The following is a 16334-nucleotide window of genomic DNA, read 5'->3' on the forward strand; positions in this document are numbered from 1 at the left end:
ATTACTTCATTATTGGGATTCGGTGTTTTGGATGAAAGGCATCAATTGCTTCATCATCCAATCGGCAATGAACGGCTGAGCTTCCCCATTAGGGTGCAAACCATCGTCCTGCATCCACTCTGGCTTGATGGCTACCTGCTCCATAAAGAAAGGCAGTAGCGGAATATCGGCCTGCTTTGCCAGCGTGGGATACAGCGCCGTGAAGGACTCAGTATAACGGCGACCATAGTTTGGTGGAATGCGGATCTGCATTAACAGCGGTTGAGCATTGGCTTGTTTAATCAGATTAATGATTTTTAGCAGGTCTTGCTGAATGTCTTGCGCTGGAAATCCGCGCAAGCCGTCATTCGCGCCGAGTTCGATCAAAACCCAGCGCGGTTGATGTTGTTTTAACAACGCGGGCAGACGAGCCAGACCCTGAGCTGCAGTGTCGCCGCTGATACTGGCATTAACTACTTTGGGGGCAGCTGGCAACGTTTGCCACTGCTTATCCAGACGGGTAGGCCAGGCTTCGGCCATCGGTAAGCGGTAACCTGCGCTTAAACTATCGCCCAGAATCAATAAGGTATCATTTGCAACTGCGCGCAGACTGAATAATCCCAACAACAAAAGGAAGGGAAAATGCCAGCGGAAAACGTTCTTGAAGTTCATCATCTTAGTAAACACGTTGGTCAAGGTGAGCATCAGCTCTCCATCCTTACCGGAGTCGAGCTGGTTGTCAAACCCGCGCAGACCATTGCCCTGATCGGTGAGTCTGGTTCGGGTAAATCCACCTTATTGGGAATTCTGGCCGGTCTGGATGATGGTAGCAGTGGCGACGTTAGCCTGCTGGGGCAATCACTGACTACGCTGGATGAAGAAGGGCGTGCGCAGTTGCGGGCTAAAAATGTCGGTTTTGTGTTTCAGTCTTTTATGCTGATACCCACGCTCAACACTTTGGAAAATGTGCAGTTACCCGCGTTGCTGCGCGGGGAAAACGATCGCCAGAGTAAAGTGCAGGCCACGGAATTATTGCAACAATTGGGGCTGGGGGAGCGGTTGCATCATCTTCCCGCGCAACTTTCCGGTGGCGAACAACAGCGTGTGGCGTTAGCTCGTGCCTTTAGCGGCCGCCCTCAGGTGCTGTTTGCTGATGAGCCAACGGGAAATCTGGATCGCCAAACCGGTGAGCGCATTGCCGATTTGCTGTTTTCTCTTAATCGGGATTATGACACCACGCTGATTCTGGTTACTCATGATGAACAACTGGCTGCTCGTTGCCAACGACGCTTACGCCTGCGAGACGGTCAATTGTGGGAGGAAGTATGATTTGGCGTTGGTTTTGGCGCGAATGGCGCTCACCTTCACTGCTGATTGTGTGGCTGGCGCTGACGCTAGCGGTCGCCTGCGTGCTGGCGCTGGGTAGCATTAGCGATCGCATGGAAAAAGGCCTGAGTCAGCAAAGTCGCGATTTTTTGGCGGGTGACCGGGTACTGAGTGCCTCTCGACCGGTGCCAGAAGGCTGGTTATTGGATGCGCAGCAGCAAGGATTAACGCTTAGTCGTCAGCTATCTTTTATGACTATGACTTATGCTGGCGATAGACCACAACTGGCCGATGTTAAAGCCACGGATAGCGCCTATCCGCTGTATGGCACGTTAAAAACAACGCCGGAAAATGTCCGGCTGGAACCGGGAACCGCGCTGGTGGCTCCCCGGTTGCTGACGCTGCTGGGCGTTAAAGTCGGCGATATTGTGGAGGTCGGTGATGCCTCACTGCGAATTATTGGTGAGGTTATTGAAGAACCAGATTCCGGCTTTAACCCTTTCCAAACCGCTCCGCGCATTTTAATTAATCTAGCCGATGTGGAAAAAACTGGCGCCGTCCAACCAGGCAGCCGTTTGACTTACCGTTATATGTTTGCCGGTTCACCGGATAGCATTCAGCGTTTCGGCGCTCGGATCAAACCCGAATTACAGCCGGATCAACGCTGGTATGGTTTACAGGAATCGGGTGGCACGTTAGGGAAATCTTTGCAGCGTTCGCAGCAATTTTTACTGTTATCGGCCTTATTGACGTTGTTGCTTTCTATCGCCGCAGTGGCTGTGGCGATGAGTCACTATTGCCGCAGTCGTTATGACTTGGTTGCGGTGCTGAAAACGCTGGGTGCGGGGAAAGTGGCGTTAAGGAAACTGATTGTTGGGCAGTGGCTGTCGGTACTGGCTCTGGCCGCTGTATGTGGCAGCGCGGTTGGGTTATTGTTTGAGAAACTATTGATCACGCTGCTTGCGCCGGTACTGCCTGCGGCCTTGCCCAGCGCTGGGTTATGGCCGTGGTTGTGGTCTATCGGCTCGCTGGTGTTGATTTCTTTACTGGTGGGTTTACGTCCTTATCGACAATTGTTGGCCACTCAACCGCTACGGGTGTTGCGCCGTGATGTTGCCGCTAATGTTTGGCCATTGCGCTACTTTATTCCATTGATGTTGCTCGCGGTAGTGGGAATTTTGGCGCTGTTGATGGGCGGCAATAGCTTGTTGTGGGCGATTCTGGGCGGGTTGCTGATTTTATCGATATTACTGGGTTGCATGGGTTGGATCAGTTTACTGTTGCTGCGCCGGCTGACGGTAACGCGATTGCCTTTGCGTCTGGCGATTAACCGCCTATTGCGCCAACCGTGGATGACACTCACCCAGTTGGCGGCATTCTCACTCTCTTTCATGTTACTGTCGCTGTTATTGGTTTTGCGTGGTGACTTATTGGATCGCTGGCAACAGCAATTGCCGCCGGACAGCCCGAATTACTTTTTGCTCAATATGACTAAGGAGCAAGTGCCGCAGGTTCGCACTTTCCTCCGCCAGCACAATATTGAGCCCACCACTTTCTATCCTATTGTGCGGGTACGACTAACCGAAATAAATCAGCAACAGGCGACCGAACGGGTGCATGAAAACGATCCCGGTGGTGAAGCGGTCAATCGCGAACTTAATCTAACCTGGTTGCAGGACTTACCAGCCCACAATCAGTTAACCGATGGGCAGTGGCCACCGAAAGCGGATGAAGTATCGATGGAGCAGGGGATTGCCGACCGTTTGGGTATCAAGCTGGGCGATACTTTAACCTTTAGCGGTGATACTCAGTCATTTTCAGCCAAGGTCAGTAGTATTCGCAAGGTTGACTGGGAAAGCCTGCGGCCCAACTTCTACTTTATTTTTCCGCCAGGCGCACTGGATAAACAGCCGCAAACTTGGCTCACCAGTTTCCGTTATAACGGTGACGATCCATGGTTAACGCGGCTTAACCGACAGTTCCCGACCTTGAGCTTGTTGGATATTGGTTCGATGCTCAAACAGGTTAGCCAGGTATTACAGCAAGTGAGTCGAGCGCTGGAAGTGATGGTGGTGCTGGTGATGGTTTGTGGTTCTCTGTTGTTATTGGCACAGGTTCAGGTGGGGATGCGCCAGCGGCGGCAAGAGTTGGTAGTTTATCGCACCTTAGGAGCCGGAAAACGTCTACTACGCAGTACGTTATGGTACGAATTTGCCTTGCTGGGGCTGGTGGCCGGTATTGCCGCCGCGATGGGGGCCGAAGCTTCTCTTTGGGCTTTACAGCGTCTGGTATTTGATTTTCCGTGGCAGCCAAACTGGATTTTGTGGTGGTTGTTGCCGTTGTTGGGCGCATTATTGCTATCTTTATGCGGCGGGTGGCTAGGGGCACGACTGTTGCGAGGGAAAGCGTTATTCCGCAGTTATGAAGCTTGATACAAGGGCAACCTTGGGTGGCTCGGCATCAACAATAAAACAGCGGCATTCAGGTGGCCGCTGTTTTTATCCGATGTACAGTTCATTTCGGGCGGGGAAATACCCTCTTGGATATCAATTATCCCAGTTTCTGCTGCGCCCAGCGTAAACCGCTTTGGTATTCATCCGGCAATAATCCGGACAATGCGGTCAAGGTCTGAGTTAACCGCTCACTGGATGGATCATTGATGTTAAGGTGACCGACTTTACGCCCATCGCGCACTTCTTTTTCATACCAATGCAGATGAACTAGCGGCTGTGAAAGCCACGCCAGATTCACCGCAGTACCGATTAAATTCACCATGACTGATGGTGTGTTCACCACCGGTTTCGGCAGAGGTAAGTCCAGGATGGCGCGTAGATGCAGTTCAAATTGGCTGATTGACGCGCCATTTTGCGTCCAGTGACCACTGTTATGCACGCGAGGAGCCAGCTCGTTAATGAGCAGATTATCGCCGACGATAAAGCATTCCATCGCCATCACGCCGACATAATCCAGCTTATCCATAATAGTGGATAACATTTTTTCAGCCTGCGACTGCAACCGAGTATCCGGCTGGGGCAGTACTGCACTGATCCGCAGAATACCCTCTTCGTGTAAATTATGAGTCAGCGGATAGAATACGGTTTCACCCTGCTGGTTACGTGCGCCAATCAGAGACACTTCGCCGGAGAAATTGATACCTTGCTCGACAATACATGCGCCGTAGGCATCCACTGGTAAACTCTGTTGGTCGCCGGGACGCAGGCGCCACTGACCGCGACCATCGTAACCGCCGATTCGACGTTTCACGATCGCCAGTTCGCCCAGTAAATCAAACACCTGCGGCCATTGTTCGGTGTTACTGAGTAATTGCCACGGAGCAGTTGCCAGATTCAGGCTATCCAGCAGTTGTTTTTGCGTTAGGCGATCGGCCAGACGCGGGAAAATATCACGATTGACGAAGGCATTATGGGTGGCCAATTCGCGGGTTAATGCGGTTTCCGGCCAGCGTTCAATTTCCGCAGTAATCACACTGTGTTGATAAGGCACGGCTTCTGGTTCTGCATCCAAACCCACCGGGTAGACGGTGATCCCCAACGGCTCACCGGCCTGACGTAGCATTCGACCCAACTGCCCATTACCCAGCACGCAAACCGGTTTCATGCTTCCTCCCGCGGATCGGGATTATTCAGTACTTCATCAGTCTGGCTCTGACGCCAGGCCGCTAACCGACCCGCCAGTGCTTTATCGTGGAGTGCCAAAATTTGCGCCGCCAATAAAGCCGCGTTGGCCGCTCCAGCTTTACCAATCGCCAGTGTACCCACTGGAATACCGCGCGGCATTTGCACAATCGAATACAAGCTATCTACGCCGCTTAAAGCTGCACTTTGCACCGGAACGCCCAACACCGGAACCAATGTTTTAGCAGCCAGCATACCCGGAAGATGTGCCGCACCGCCGGCACCGGCGATAATCACATTCAGACCATTAGCCTCTGCCTGCTCGGCAAAACTGAATAATTTATCCGGCGTACGGTGAGCGGAAACCACTTCTGAATGGAAAGGAATATCCAGTTCGGTGAGCACGTCAGCAGCGAACTGCATGGTGGCCCAGTCACTTTTAGACCCCATAACTATTGCGATTTTAACCCCGGCTGCAATAGCCGAATCGAGGTTGGCTCCCATGGGTTTATGGCTCCTGTGATTGTGCAAACATCGGCCAGAGCGAATTATGTCTGGCGAAGAGGGCGTAGAGCATATCATGAGGCAAAGGCGAGGAAAACGGTTGCGTAGCCAGTTTTTATCGCAAAATAGCGGTTTTTTATGATTTGATAATGCGCAAGATTAAAAGGGGAATTGAATCAGTTCGACAGACTCGGGAGTAACACAGATCATTGAGCCATCAACATGCCAGGCACCTAATACTGCACGGTACGCGGTTTTATCCGCCAGTTTGATACTATGGATCGCCGGACGATGGGTATGGCCGTGAATCATCCAATCCACTTGGCTACGCTGGAAAGTATCAATAACGGTTTGATTATTCACATCCATGATAGCGTTGGATTTACCTTGATTATTCTGCTGACTGCTTTTTCGCATAGAAGCCGCAATACGCAAACGCAGAGAAAGAGGTAATGACAGAAATAACCATTGGATCAGTGGGTTATGTACTCGGCGACGAAAATGTTGATAGTCGGTATCATCAGTGCACAGCGTGTCGCCGTGCAAAATAAGAATTTTGTGGCCGTAAAGGTCAAGACGCTGTTGTTCGGGCAGCAGGATCATACCGCTTTCTGCCGCAAAGCGTTTTCCAACCAGAAAATCACGATTACCGTGAATAAAATAGCAGGGAACACCTTGTTCCTGGACGGTTTTCAGCGCGCTGGCAATTTCGCGATAAAGCGGTTGCGGATCATCATCGCCAATCCACGCTTCAAATAAATCACCAAGAATATATAACGCATCAGCATGAATGGCTTCACGTTGTAAAAAACACAGAAAACCGGCAGTGATTGCCGGTTCCTGAACGCTAAGATGCAGATCTGCAATAAAAAGCGTGCGCATTACGAAGCAATTATTCGCTAATGGTAACGCTTTTGATGATCACGTCTTCTTTTGGCACATCTTGATGCATGCCGCTACGACCGGTTGCAACGCTTTTGATTTTATCAACCACGTCCATGCCATCAGTCACTTCCGCGAATACGCAGTAACCCCAACCATCTGCACGCTCTGAACGGAAGTTCAGGAAATCGTTATCGGCAACGTTAATAAAGAACTGTGCCGTGGCAGAGTGTGGATCGTTAGTACGAGCCATCGCCAGAGTACCGCGGGTGTTTTTCAGACCATTGTTGGCTTCGTTCTTGATTTGTGCGCCGGTTTCTTTCTGGCTCATGCCAGGTTCAAAACCACCGCCCTGAATCATGAAACCGTCGATAACACGGTGAAAAATAGTGTTGTCGTAGAAACCTTTACGGCAGTAATCCAGGAAGTTTTCAACGGTAACTGGCGCTTTGTCAGCGAACGTATTGATGACGATGTCGCCATGATTAGTATGAAAAGTAACCATAATAATATTCCTGCTAGTGTAATATGTGGAATCACAAAGTGAGTCGCTACTCTTTAGACGGCTTTTATAACACATCTCCCCGATTGAGTCAGTATTCGCACCTTGCCAGTGAGTACAGGGCGCAACAGGCGACAGTTACCTCTGGTGTGAGCGGTTACCGCAATCATTATTATTCATTGTCTTACTGGTTGCTCGACCTTGCAATGCAACAAGGATCGCGTTTCAATATACCTGCGGGTTATTTAATGGCTCTTTTATTGGTAATATCCTTATTATACTTTCTTTATTCATACGCGTACGCGCCTAGCAAAAATCACGGACTGTCCCGATGCTAAAAATATTTAATACACTGAGTCGTCAAAAAGAGGAATTCAAGCCTATCCATGCCGGGAAAGTAGGCATGTACGTGTGCGGGATCACCATCTATGACCTGTGTCACATTGGGCATGGGCGTACTTTTGTTGCTTTCGATGTTGTAGCACGTTATTTGCGTTATTCAGGCTACTCGCTGACTTATGTGCGTAACGTCACCGACGTTGATGACAAAATCATTAAGCGTGCCGCAGAAAATAATGAAACCTGTGATCAACTCACATCCCGTATGTTGGCTGAGATGCACAAGGATTTTGATGCGTTGAACTTGGAACGCCCTGATCTGGAACCCCATGCTACGCACCATATCAGCGAAATTATCCAGTTGGTGCAGCGCCTGATCGAACGCGATCACGCTTATGTTGCTGCTAACGGTGATGTGATGTTTGCTGTCGACAGCGATCCGGATTACGGTTTGCTTTCTCGTCAGGATCTGGAGCAACTGCAGGCGGGGGCTCGGGTAGAGATTGCCGATGTGAAACGCAATCCAATGGATTTTGTACTGTGGAAAATGTCCAAACCAGGTGAGCCAAGTTGGGAATCTCCGTGGGGGCCAGGTCGTCCTGGTTGGCACATTGAATGCTCGGCGATGAACGGTAAACAATTGGGCGCACATTTTGATATTCACGGCGGTGGTTCTGATTTGATGTTCCCGCATCATGAAAACGAGATCGCCCAATCGACCTGCGCCCATGACGGCCCATACGTCAATTACTGGATGCATTCTGGTATGGTAATGATCGATAAGGAAAAAATGTCGAAGTCGCTTAATAACTTCTTCACTATTCGCGATGTTTTAGCTTATTACGATGCTGAAACCGTGCGTTATTTCCTGATGTCGGGTCACTATCGTAGCCAGTTGAACTACAGCGAAGAAAACCTCAAACAGGCTCGGGCCTCTCTGGAACGGTTATACACTGCGCTGCGCGGGATGGATACGAATGCGGTTGCTGCCGGTGGTGAAGAGTTTGAGGCCCGTTTCCGTGCGGCAATGGATGACGATTTCAACACGCCGGAAGCCTATTCCGTGCTGTTCGATATGGCGCGCGAAGTCAACCGCCTGAAAGGGGAAGATATGGCGGCAGCGAATGGGCTGGCGGCAGAACTACGCAAACTGGCGCATGTTTTGGGATTATTAGCGCAAGATCCAGAACAATTCCTGCAAAGTAGTGCGCAGACCGATGTCGATAATAATGAAGTCAGTGAAATTGAAGCATTGATCAAGCAGCGCAATGATGCCCGTAGTAGCAAAGATTGGGCGCTGGCGGATTCCGCTCGTGACCGCCTGAATGAAATGGGTATTGTGCTAGAAGATAGCCCACAAGGGACAATATGGCGTCGTAAATAACATCGTGATAGATGCGACGTAGAATCTTGCATTAATTTAATTCATTGCGGTTCTGGTTTTGGCCAGTCACCGCAATTTTTTTGCCTGTAGCTGACATAACGATAAATCTAAGTTTGAAATAATCTTGGCAGTTGATGAATTAACCTACCCGATAAATTTGGGATGATGATTCCACACCAATAAACCTCTCTCTTATACGGTCAATGACTTACCCTCCTTTAGACCTCATATTATTCTGATCGGTGATTATCTGAACTTCGTTCAGGCAGGCGATTCTCTTCGGATAGCACCAAGGATAATACATCTCATGTTAACGCCTTCGACAGGTAAAATTTTATCATGAACCGATGAATACTACCCATCAACGTAACCGGTTAATTAAAACACTAAGGTATGACGCACAATATTTTATTTTTATTATAATCAGAACGATAATTGACTAAAGATAATGGCTTAACCTGTTTGTTTTCTTATTTTAACTTATTAAGGTGTGCTAGTTATTATTTTGATCTTAATTTATTACTATCCAGTAATTAATTTTATTGTAGAATATTGTATGTGATGTCTTGGTACGGAATTCGAGTAGGTGGTTATTCAGTAATAGGGCTGGATCACGGTTTTGAGTGTAACACCGAGGCATTAAAGTTAAGCATGGTGTTGTTAGATTTCTAACCTTCTAGACGTTAAATTGTGTTTTTTATGTGCCTACAGAGCCTTTGTGCTGCAAAAATAACATTTAAATCATAATTCAGAGTAATATTCTGTTGAGGTGAGTTTTTTTGCATGAACTCATGCCGTGTTGAGTTTTAATTCATTTAATGTGTTTTTTTATTCACTTATGCATTTTTGTTACCACTATAAACAACCTGTGATTGATTTGTACCTTATTGAAATATAGTGATTTATTTTTTCTTTGCGATATCGTGCTGATAAATTGGTAGTCTGGAAAACAACTGGCACAGACATCCTTTATCAATGAAATGCTTTTTGTCTAGTAGCTTGAGAAATATGAATGATTTTTTTCTATTAGAACAATGAGTAATAAGCATTTTTATTTACATTGTTACATATTTCTTATTTTGTTACGACTTGGCCTGGTTAAGATTAACCCTGCACTGCTGTATTCCAGTTTGTTGATTTCTTTTTGTTAATCACCTAACATTAGCGACTTCTGAAACTAACTATTTGGGCAATTTCACATACAGACCTTTATCATCATTTACGCCAGGTATTAATAATGAGCCATAAGATAATCTTTAATAATAAAGTGGTTTATGACCATGCTATTGCTGCACTCTATAATATAAATAATAAAAGCGAGATGGTTTTTTTAACGACACCCGCTAATCACTGTTTACTCATTATTACTAACAATCGGCATGAGGTTGTTTCTCAGCGTACATTTTTTACTGAGGTCTGGGAAAACCACGGAGCACCAATTAATAGCAATACCTTTTATCAAAATATTTCTATTATCAGACGAGCATTCAAACAACTGGGTTTAACCGAGGATGTGATAGTTACAGTGCCACGCCGTGGTGTACGGATAGGCAGCAATATTGAAATCTCATCTTTTCCCCCGATCTCGGGTCAGACACCGGAATCAATGGTACTGATAGCGAAAGAATCCGCGGAAGTGAGTAAGCAAGATAATGAAGACACACAGTATCAAGAAGACGTAAAGAATTTCACTCACAATCATTCTGATAACAGAATTGTTGAAGAGAGAGGGGATTTCTACTATTCAGGAAGTAATAATAGTTCTTTTCTCAGACTGGTTAAAACCATCCCTAGCATCTGGGATGTAAACTATCATATTGTTATTGCGTTCATTTTTCTTGCTATTATGGCATTTTCCGCCTCCGTGTTTGACTCTTATTTTTACTCCAAGAGTCGGTTTTATGACTACAAGTCTTCATTTTTATTAGAACAGTGTGATGTGTTCAGCCAAATTTCCCGAGATATAGAAATAAGGAAATCGGTAGAGCACATGATTAAGATAAATAATATTTCTTGCCAGGAACCAAAACGAGTTTACTTTTCTAGCTTTCCGGCACTTCCCCGATTATCGTTGATTGTATGTGATGGTGACATTTTAAAATCAGGTACATATTGTAATTCTTACTACCATAGCTATTGAGTTGATCATGAAAAAAATCATTATGGCTACATTAGTCATCATACTTGCATTAGCCATCTCTTTCGGTTATTCATTTTATAAAAATGCGCCCTCATTGGATGACCGTATCGATTGTTATTCCCAAGTAAGTTATGACTATGTAGTATCAGGTCAGCGTAGCCACGTAAATACAGGGATTTATTTTCATTTATCTAAAGGGCGAGGAATGGTAGATTACTCAGGGGAGATGACTATTGATAATAAAAAATTTAAACTAAAGCGTTATGCTGAGGTCAATTACAATGAAAAGGATTCTTCAATTAACTCACTGAAAACGGTGAGGTTATATATTATGCCAATAGATAACGTGCCGCCTGATATTGCACAGAAATACCTTTATCCCTATCTTACCCGTGAGGGTGGTTGGGTTAATTTTGGTGTTTATCCTAATGCTAATAATGGTTATGTATTTTCAACAACCGCGACCCCCCAGTTCCTGTGTAAAAAATTATAATTTTTTTATGATAATGATGAAGTATACCTGGCTAAAATAGCGTGCATTTATCAGGGGTTCATCATTATCATATCCTATATCCTATATCCTATATCCTATATCCTATATCCTATATCCTATATCCTATATCCTATATCCTATATCCTATATCCTATATCCTATAGTCCTCATTGACACTGAGTTGTTGATGGGTTATTGGTGAGTTGGAATGATTTTTTATTTTTCTTTTTCTTTTTCTTTTTCTTTTTCTTTTTTCTTATTTTTGGATGCTGTCATTATCAAAGGGGGAATTTTGTTACTGCTTTGTATCTACTTAATTTATAGCGATTAAGTTAAGTTAAGATGATGTTCTAGTGCGATTTAAGAACTATTGAAATATATTAATAAGTAAAAGTTTGGTTATTTAAAATTATTGTATTTCTGTTTCCATTCTGAGTGGTCTACTATTTATTCGTCGAGATGTGTCGGGTTGAATAATTTCAATTTCGATTGATGACGCTAGGAATTATGTAAATGGTGATTATATTTCCGTTGCATTATTCCTATCTGCAATCTCAAGTGATGACTCAGTTTTTAATGAGTCTTTAATAATAAAATTCAAACTGAATGGAATTTAGTGATGATGAAATTAAACAAACTTAAAATGGTATTGGGTATGGGCATCGTAGTTATGGCTGCCGCCGCAAATGCTGCGCCAAAGGATCAAGGGCATGGTACCGTTACTTTTAACGGTTCTATCATTGATTCACCTTGTTCAATTACACCAGATACTATTGACCAGACTGTCAATCTTGGACAAGTTTCCAATGTTGCATTAAAAGATGGTGGTAAATCTAAGCCTAAAAATTTCCAAATTAAACTTGAAAACTGTGACACCACAACATTGAAAACGGTAACAACTAAATTTACCGGAGCGACTTCAACAGGTAATCCTGATTTATTAGGTATTACTGGTACCGCTCGTGGTGCAAGTATTGCTATTACTAATGGTTCTGGCGACGTGCTTAAATTAGGTGAATCTGGCAAGCCTCAAACCATTCAGGATGGTAATAACTCATTGGCATTCTCTGCATATTTACAAGGTGATGGCGCATCAGCAACCATTATCCCTGGTGAATTCCAATCTATTGCCAACTTCTCTTTGGCTTATCAATAAGTCAGTTGAATTGTCGTGAATATAAAGCATGCGGAATATACCCGCATGCTTTTATTAAACTTCATGATTGAATAAGAATTTATTTTCTTAGCAGGTAACTATTTGCTGTTACCTGCTAAGAATAGTGCTGAGTATTAATTTAAAGATTATTACAACTAATGGAGATAGTCTGTAATGCTGGCCTATGTTTATAAGAAAAAAGTATCTCGGCCAATAATACTCCTACAGATATTTACTTCATTGGTTTGTGTTATAGGATGGGCACGAGCTGCTGATAATATTGAGTTTAACATTGATGTATTAGATGTTAAAGACCGTTCTAACATTGATTTAAGCCAGTTCTCTCAACGTGATTACATCATGCCGGGCAGCTATGTGATGTCGGTGCATATTAACCAGCTGGTTATTCCAGAACAGTCGATTATATTTTATTCGCCTGATGAGAATCCGAAGTTGAGTTTGCCCTGTATATCACCTGAGCTGGCGGAGCAAGTGGGTTTTAAAGAGGAGATAGTCAATCAATTTAGTTGGTGGCATGAACAACAATGCTTAGATCTCGCGAAAATAAAAGGTGTTGAGGCACGCGGCGATCTCAGTGCATCAAGGCTCTACCTGAGTATTCCGCAGGCTTATTTGGAGTACCGAACCGAAAATTGGGATCCGCCATCAGCTTGGGATCATGGCATTACGGGCATGTTGTTTGATTATAATGTGAGTAGCCAACTGACCATGAGAAAAGGAGCAGAAAAAAGTTATACCACCAGTGGTAATGGTATTGTCGGAGCAAATATTGGCGCCTGGCGTTTACGTGCAGATTGGCAAGCTCAGTCCGAGCGGCAGGTTAATTCAATGTCAGAGGGTAAACCCCAATTGGAATGGAGCCGTTACTATTTGTACCGTGCAATGCCTTCTTTGGGGGCGAAACTCACACTTGGTGAAGACTTTTTAAATTCAGACTTGTTCGACAGTTTTCGCTTTACTGGTGCGAGCTTGCATTCGGATGACAATATGTTGCCACCTAATCTGCGGGGTTATGCGCCAGAAGTCATTGGTATTGCCAGAACAAATGCCCGAGTGATCATCAGTCAGCAAGATAGAGTACTTTATGAAACTCAGGTGGCTGCGGGACCATTCCGAATTCAGGATATCAGTGATTCGGTGTCCGGAAAATTGGATGTGCGGGTCGAAGAACGAGACGGTAGTGTGCAAACTTTTCAAATTAATACTGCCACTATCCCTTATCTATCTCGTCCGGGCAGTGTGCGTTACAAAATGGCGCTTGGGAAACCCTCAGACTGGTATCACCATACTACGGGAGCAACGTTTGCTACTGCGGAGTTTTCCTGGGGCGTGAGTAATGGCTGGTCGCTGTATGGTGGTGGAATTACTGGGGGAGACTATAACGCATTATCTTTAGGAGTAGGGCGCGACCTGATGCTTTTTGGCGCACTTTCCTTCGATATCACAGAGTCACGAGCACAATTTCCACAACAAGAAGTTTTAACAGGTTCTTCTTATCGCCTAAGTTATTCAAAAAACTTTGAGCAATATGATAGTCAGGTGACATTTGCGGGTTACCGTTTTTCTGAGCGTGATTTTATGACGATGGGGGAGTTTCTTGCTGCCCGTGAAAAAAACGAAAATGTGCGTTTGGGAAGTAATAAAGAAATGTACACCGTCAGGCTAAATAAACAGTTACGCTCGCTGGATGTCAGTACTTTTTTTGATTACAGCCACCAGACGTATTGGGATCAACCGACCAATGATCGCTACAGTTTTTCGCTGTCACGTTATTTTAACTGGGGAAAGATCAGTAATTTGAATTTATCGTTATCAGCGTACAAAAACAAAACTAATAATATCAACGACAATGGGCTTTATTTATCGCTATCTATGCCGCTGGGTGAGAATGGAACCATCAGTCTTAACAGTTCGAATGGTTCAGGGGCTAATTCGCAATCTGTTAATTATTATAACCAAATTGATAGCCATAATAATTATCAGATAAGTTCAGGGCATTCACAGCAGGGGGGGATGTTTGGTGGTTATTTTAGTCATAGTGGTAACAGCGCGGAAATAAACACTAATGCTAGTTATCAGGAAAACCAATTTTCCTCGTTAGGATTATCGTTACAAGGGGGGATAACGGTAACAGCAAAGGGAGCCGCTTTGCACCGTGCCAGCACTCAGGGGGGAACACGATTGATGATAGATACTGATGGAGTTGCTGGTGTGCCAGTACGCGGCTATGGCGCGACGACTAACACTAATACATTTGGCAAAGCTGTGATAACGGATGTTAATAGTTATTACCGTAATAGTGCCAGCATCGATTTAGACAATCTGGCCGATAATGTTGAGGCAACAAATTCAGTTGCTCAAGCCACTCTTACGGAAGGCGCTATTGGTTATCGGCAATTTAAGGTTATTGCAGGTGAAAAAATGATGGCAATAATCCGATTGGCTGATGGTTCTGCTCCACCTTTTGGTGCCACTGTAATAAATGAGAGTCAACAAGAAACAGGTATTGTGAGTGATGAAGGAAGTATTTATTTAACCGGTATTAATTCTGGGGAAAAAATGACGGTAACTTGGTCGGGTAGAGAACAATGCAATATTACCTTGCCAAAAATACTGCCCAGCATGACTCAGTCAAATCTGTTACTACCCTGTACTTCTATTACAGAAAACCACACAGGTTCTTTACCCAACAATAATGGCTAATTAAAACTAGATAACACAGGCAATTTATTATGAAACTACAGAGTATTTCCTTTTTATTACTGACGAGTGTTTTGGTCAGCCAGCAGACCTTGGCTGCTATCGCATTAGACCGCACTAGAGTGATTGTGAATGGTGGTGATAAGTCAGTCAGCCTTACTGTTAGCAATCAGAATAAGCAATTACCTTATTTAGCTCAGGGATGGATTGAAGATGAGCAGGGTAATAAAATTGCCTCACCGTTAACAATATTACCACCGATTCAGCGTATTGAGCCGGGAGCGGAGAGTCAGTTGAAAGTTGTTGCAATGCCTGCGTTAGATAAATTGGCTCAAGATAGAGAAACACTTTTTTATTTTAATCTACGTGAAATACCACCACGTAGTGATAAACCTAATACTTTACAAATTGCGCTACAAACTAGAGTCAAATTATTTTATCGCCCGAAAAGTATAGTACCGGGTAAAGCGGATATGGTGACGCCTTGGCAAGATAAGCTAACACTTGTTCGGCAAGGTAATGATTATCAAATAAATAATCCTACGCCTTACTTTATTACTTTGGTCGATGCCGCCAGTAGTATAAAAGGAAAAGGGATTGAAAATTTTAAACCGATAATGGTTGCACCAAAGTCTTCATTAAGCCTAGGGGTCTCTGCCGCGGCTTTAGGGAATGCTCCAGTGCTGACTTATGTCAATGATTACGGCGGTAGACCACAGCTGGTTTTCAATTGCAGTGGCAACAACTGCCAAGGTAAAACGATAAATCGTGATTAACACAAATGAAATTTAAGAAAAAACTGATTTTTTATTTTTTGGGTTATATCACTACTCTCCCTATTACTCATTTGGCGTATGGGGAAATAACACCAGTATCTATTACTGGCGTTATTTTAGCCCCGCCACCGTGCATGATAAATGGTAATAAGGATATTTCCGTTGACTTTGGGAGTAGAGTGATGACCAAATTGGTTAATGGGATTAACTATTTGCAGGAAATAAACTATTCTGTGACCTGTAATAATGCACCATCAAATAGTATGAGAATGCAGATTGAAGGTGATTCAGCCGGTTTTACTACTAAGGCATTAAAAACTACTAATGTAAATTTAGGTGTTGAAATATTGATTAATGGAAATAATCAAAGCGGCTGGTTCAATTTCACTTATCCTTCGATGCCTAAATTGGAGGCGGTACCGATTAAACGTAGTGGTTCCACATTAACTACGGGGCCTTTTATGGGAATAGCAACCTTAATAGTAGAGTACCGATAA

14 protein-coding genes are annotated in these 16334 nt (G+C 44.5%); 9 read left to right on the plus strand and 5 right to left on the minus strand.

Features of this window, described 5'->3' with window-relative positions; genetic code table 11:
- Nucleotides 1-9 precede the first annotated feature (9 nt).
- Nucleotides 10-651 (minus strand): multifunctional acyl-CoA thioesterase I/protease I/lysophospholipase L1, encoded by a 642-nt coding sequence (tesA, locus tag DJ39_RS07675; RefSeq protein ID WP_038243768.1) that lies wholly within the window; start codon nucleotides 649-651, stop codon nucleotides 10-12.
- Here tesA and ybbA point away from each other — a divergent pair.
- Together ybbA and ybbP are read left to right on the plus strand one after the other, a co-directional pair.
- Nucleotides 622-1308, plus strand: a complete 687-nt coding sequence (gene ybbA / locus DJ39_RS07680; RefSeq protein WP_004718820.1) for a putative ABC transporter ATP-binding protein YbbA — start codon at nucleotides 622-624, stop codon at nucleotides 1306-1308. The two genes, tesA and ybbA, sit on opposite strands and share 30 nt — an antisense overlap.
- A complete protein-coding gene (ybbP, locus tag DJ39_RS07685; RefSeq protein WP_038243772.1) occupies nucleotides 1305-3737 on the plus strand; it encodes a putative ABC transporter permease subunit YbbP in 2433 nt (810 codons plus the stop codon). Before ybbA ends, ybbP begins: the two co-directional genes overlap by 4 nt.
- A 118-nt stretch (nucleotides 3738-3855) precedes the next feature.
- On the opposite strand, the gene purK is transcribed toward ybbP, so the two are convergent.
- The 4 genes from purK to ppiB all read right to left on the minus strand — a co-directional run bounded on the left by purK (nucleotide 3856) and on the right by ppiB (nucleotide 6831).
- The gene (gene purK, locus DJ39_RS07690) at nucleotides 3856-4923 is read right to left on the minus strand and encodes a 5-(carboxyamino)imidazole ribonucleotide synthase (protein WP_038251282.1); all 1068 of its coding nucleotides are present in this window, start codon (nucleotides 4921-4923) and stop codon (nucleotides 3856-3858) included.
- Complete coding sequence (gene purE / locus DJ39_RS07695) at nucleotides 4920-5444, minus strand: 5-(carboxyamino)imidazole ribonucleotide mutase (RefSeq protein WP_004718827.1); 525 nt, start codon at nucleotides 5442-5444, stop codon at nucleotides 4920-4922. The genes purK and purE overlap by 4 nt, the downstream gene beginning before the upstream one ends.
- Nucleotides 5445-5603: 159 nt before the next feature.
- Entirely contained in the window at nucleotides 5604-6326 is a 723-nt protein-coding gene (locus DJ39_RS07700) for a UDP-2,3-diacylglucosamine diphosphatase (protein ID WP_004718831.1), read from the minus strand.
- Between the two features lie 10 nt (nucleotides 6327-6336).
- Entirely contained in the window at nucleotides 6337-6831 is a 495-nt protein-coding gene (gene ppiB / locus DJ39_RS07705) for a peptidylprolyl isomerase B (RefSeq protein ID WP_004718833.1), read from the minus strand.
- Nucleotides 6832-7159: 328 nt separating this feature from the next.
- On the opposite strand from ppiB, the gene cysS reads away from it, so the two are divergent.
- From cysS to DJ39_RS07740, 7 genes are all read left to right on the plus strand, one after another.
- Nucleotides 7160-8551, plus strand: a complete 1392-nt coding sequence (gene cysS, locus DJ39_RS07710) for a cysteine--tRNA ligase (protein WP_004718836.1) — start codon at nucleotides 7160-7162, stop codon at nucleotides 8549-8551.
- A gap of 1237 nt (nucleotides 8552-9788) precedes the next feature.
- Nucleotides 9789-10691 (plus strand): winged helix-turn-helix domain-containing protein, encoded by a 903-nt coding sequence (locus DJ39_RS17120; RefSeq protein ID WP_004718841.1) that lies wholly within the window; start codon nucleotides 9789-9791, stop codon nucleotides 10689-10691.
- Nucleotides 10692-10698: 7 nt separating this feature from the next.
- Entirely contained in the window at nucleotides 10699-11184 is a 486-nt protein-coding gene (locus DJ39_RS07720) for a hypothetical protein (protein ID WP_004718843.1), read from the plus strand.
- Nucleotides 11185-11806: 622 nt separating this feature from the next.
- Nucleotides 11807-12340: a fimbrial protein gene (locus DJ39_RS07725; RefSeq protein ID WP_038243953.1), complete on the plus strand. Its 534-nt coding sequence runs from the start codon at nucleotides 11807-11809 to the stop codon at nucleotides 12338-12340.
- A 174-nt stretch (nucleotides 12341-12514) separates the two neighbouring features.
- Nucleotides 12515-15064 (plus strand): outer membrane usher protein, encoded by a 2550-nt coding sequence (locus tag DJ39_RS07730; protein WP_004718849.1) that lies wholly within the window; start codon nucleotides 12515-12517, stop codon nucleotides 15062-15064.
- Between the two features lie 29 nt (nucleotides 15065-15093).
- Nucleotides 15094-15837 (plus strand): fimbria/pilus periplasmic chaperone, encoded by a 744-nt coding sequence (locus DJ39_RS07735; protein WP_004718851.1) that lies wholly within the window; start codon nucleotides 15094-15096, stop codon nucleotides 15835-15837.
- A 5-nt stretch (nucleotides 15838-15842) separates the two neighbouring features.
- Nucleotides 15843-16334 (plus strand): fimbrial protein, encoded by a 492-nt coding sequence (locus tag DJ39_RS07740; RefSeq protein ID WP_004718852.1) that lies wholly within the window; start codon nucleotides 15843-15845, stop codon nucleotides 16332-16334.

It is taken from the genome of Yersinia ruckeri ATCC 29473 (assembly GCF_000754815.1).
Classification (GTDB): Bacteria; Pseudomonadota; Gammaproteobacteria; order Enterobacterales; family Enterobacteriaceae; genus Yersinia; species Yersinia ruckeri.

Excerpts from the sequence above, each read along its gene's own strand:
- ybbA (WP_004718820.1), top strand. The coding sequence starts at position 622 with ATGCCAGCGGAAAACGTTCTTGAAGTTCATCATCTTAGTAAACACGTT.
- tesA (WP_038243768.1), bottom strand. The coding sequence starts at position 651 with ATGAACTTCAAGAACGTTTTCCGCTGGCATTTTCCCTTCCTTTTGTTG.
- ybbP (WP_038243772.1), top strand. The coding sequence starts at position 1,305 with ATGATTTGGCGTTGGTTTTGGCGCGAATGGCGCTCACCTTCACTGCTG.
- purK (WP_038251282.1), bottom strand. The coding sequence starts at position 4,923 with ATGAAACCGGTTTGCGTGCTGGGTAATGGGCAGTTGGGTCGAATGCTA.
- purE (WP_004718827.1), bottom strand. The coding sequence starts at position 5,444 with ATGGGAGCCAACCTCGATTCGGCTATTGCAGCCGGGGTTAAAATCGCA.
- DJ39_RS07700 (WP_004718831.1), bottom strand. The coding sequence starts at position 6,326 with ATGCGCACGCTTTTTATTGCAGATCTGCATCTTAGCGTTCAGGAACCG.
- ppiB (WP_004718833.1), bottom strand. The coding sequence starts at position 6,831 with ATGGTTACTTTTCATACTAATCATGGCGACATCGTCATCAATACGTTC.
- cysS (WP_004718836.1), top strand. The coding sequence starts at position 7,160 with ATGCTAAAAATATTTAATACACTGAGTCGTCAAAAAGAGGAATTCAAG.
- DJ39_RS17120 (WP_004718841.1), top strand. The coding sequence starts at position 9,789 with ATGAGCCATAAGATAATCTTTAATAATAAAGTGGTTTATGACCATGCT.
- DJ39_RS07720 (WP_004718843.1), top strand. The coding sequence starts at position 10,699 with ATGAAAAAAATCATTATGGCTACATTAGTCATCATACTTGCATTAGCC.
- DJ39_RS07725 (WP_038243953.1), top strand. The coding sequence starts at position 11,807 with ATGAAATTAAACAAACTTAAAATGGTATTGGGTATGGGCATCGTAGTT.
- DJ39_RS07730 (WP_004718849.1), top strand. The coding sequence starts at position 12,515 with ATGCTGGCCTATGTTTATAAGAAAAAAGTATCTCGGCCAATAATACTC.
- DJ39_RS07735 (WP_004718851.1), top strand. The coding sequence starts at position 15,094 with ATGAAACTACAGAGTATTTCCTTTTTATTACTGACGAGTGTTTTGGTC.
- DJ39_RS07740 (WP_004718852.1), top strand. The coding sequence starts at position 15,843 with ATGAAATTTAAGAAAAAACTGATTTTTTATTTTTTGGGTTATATCACT.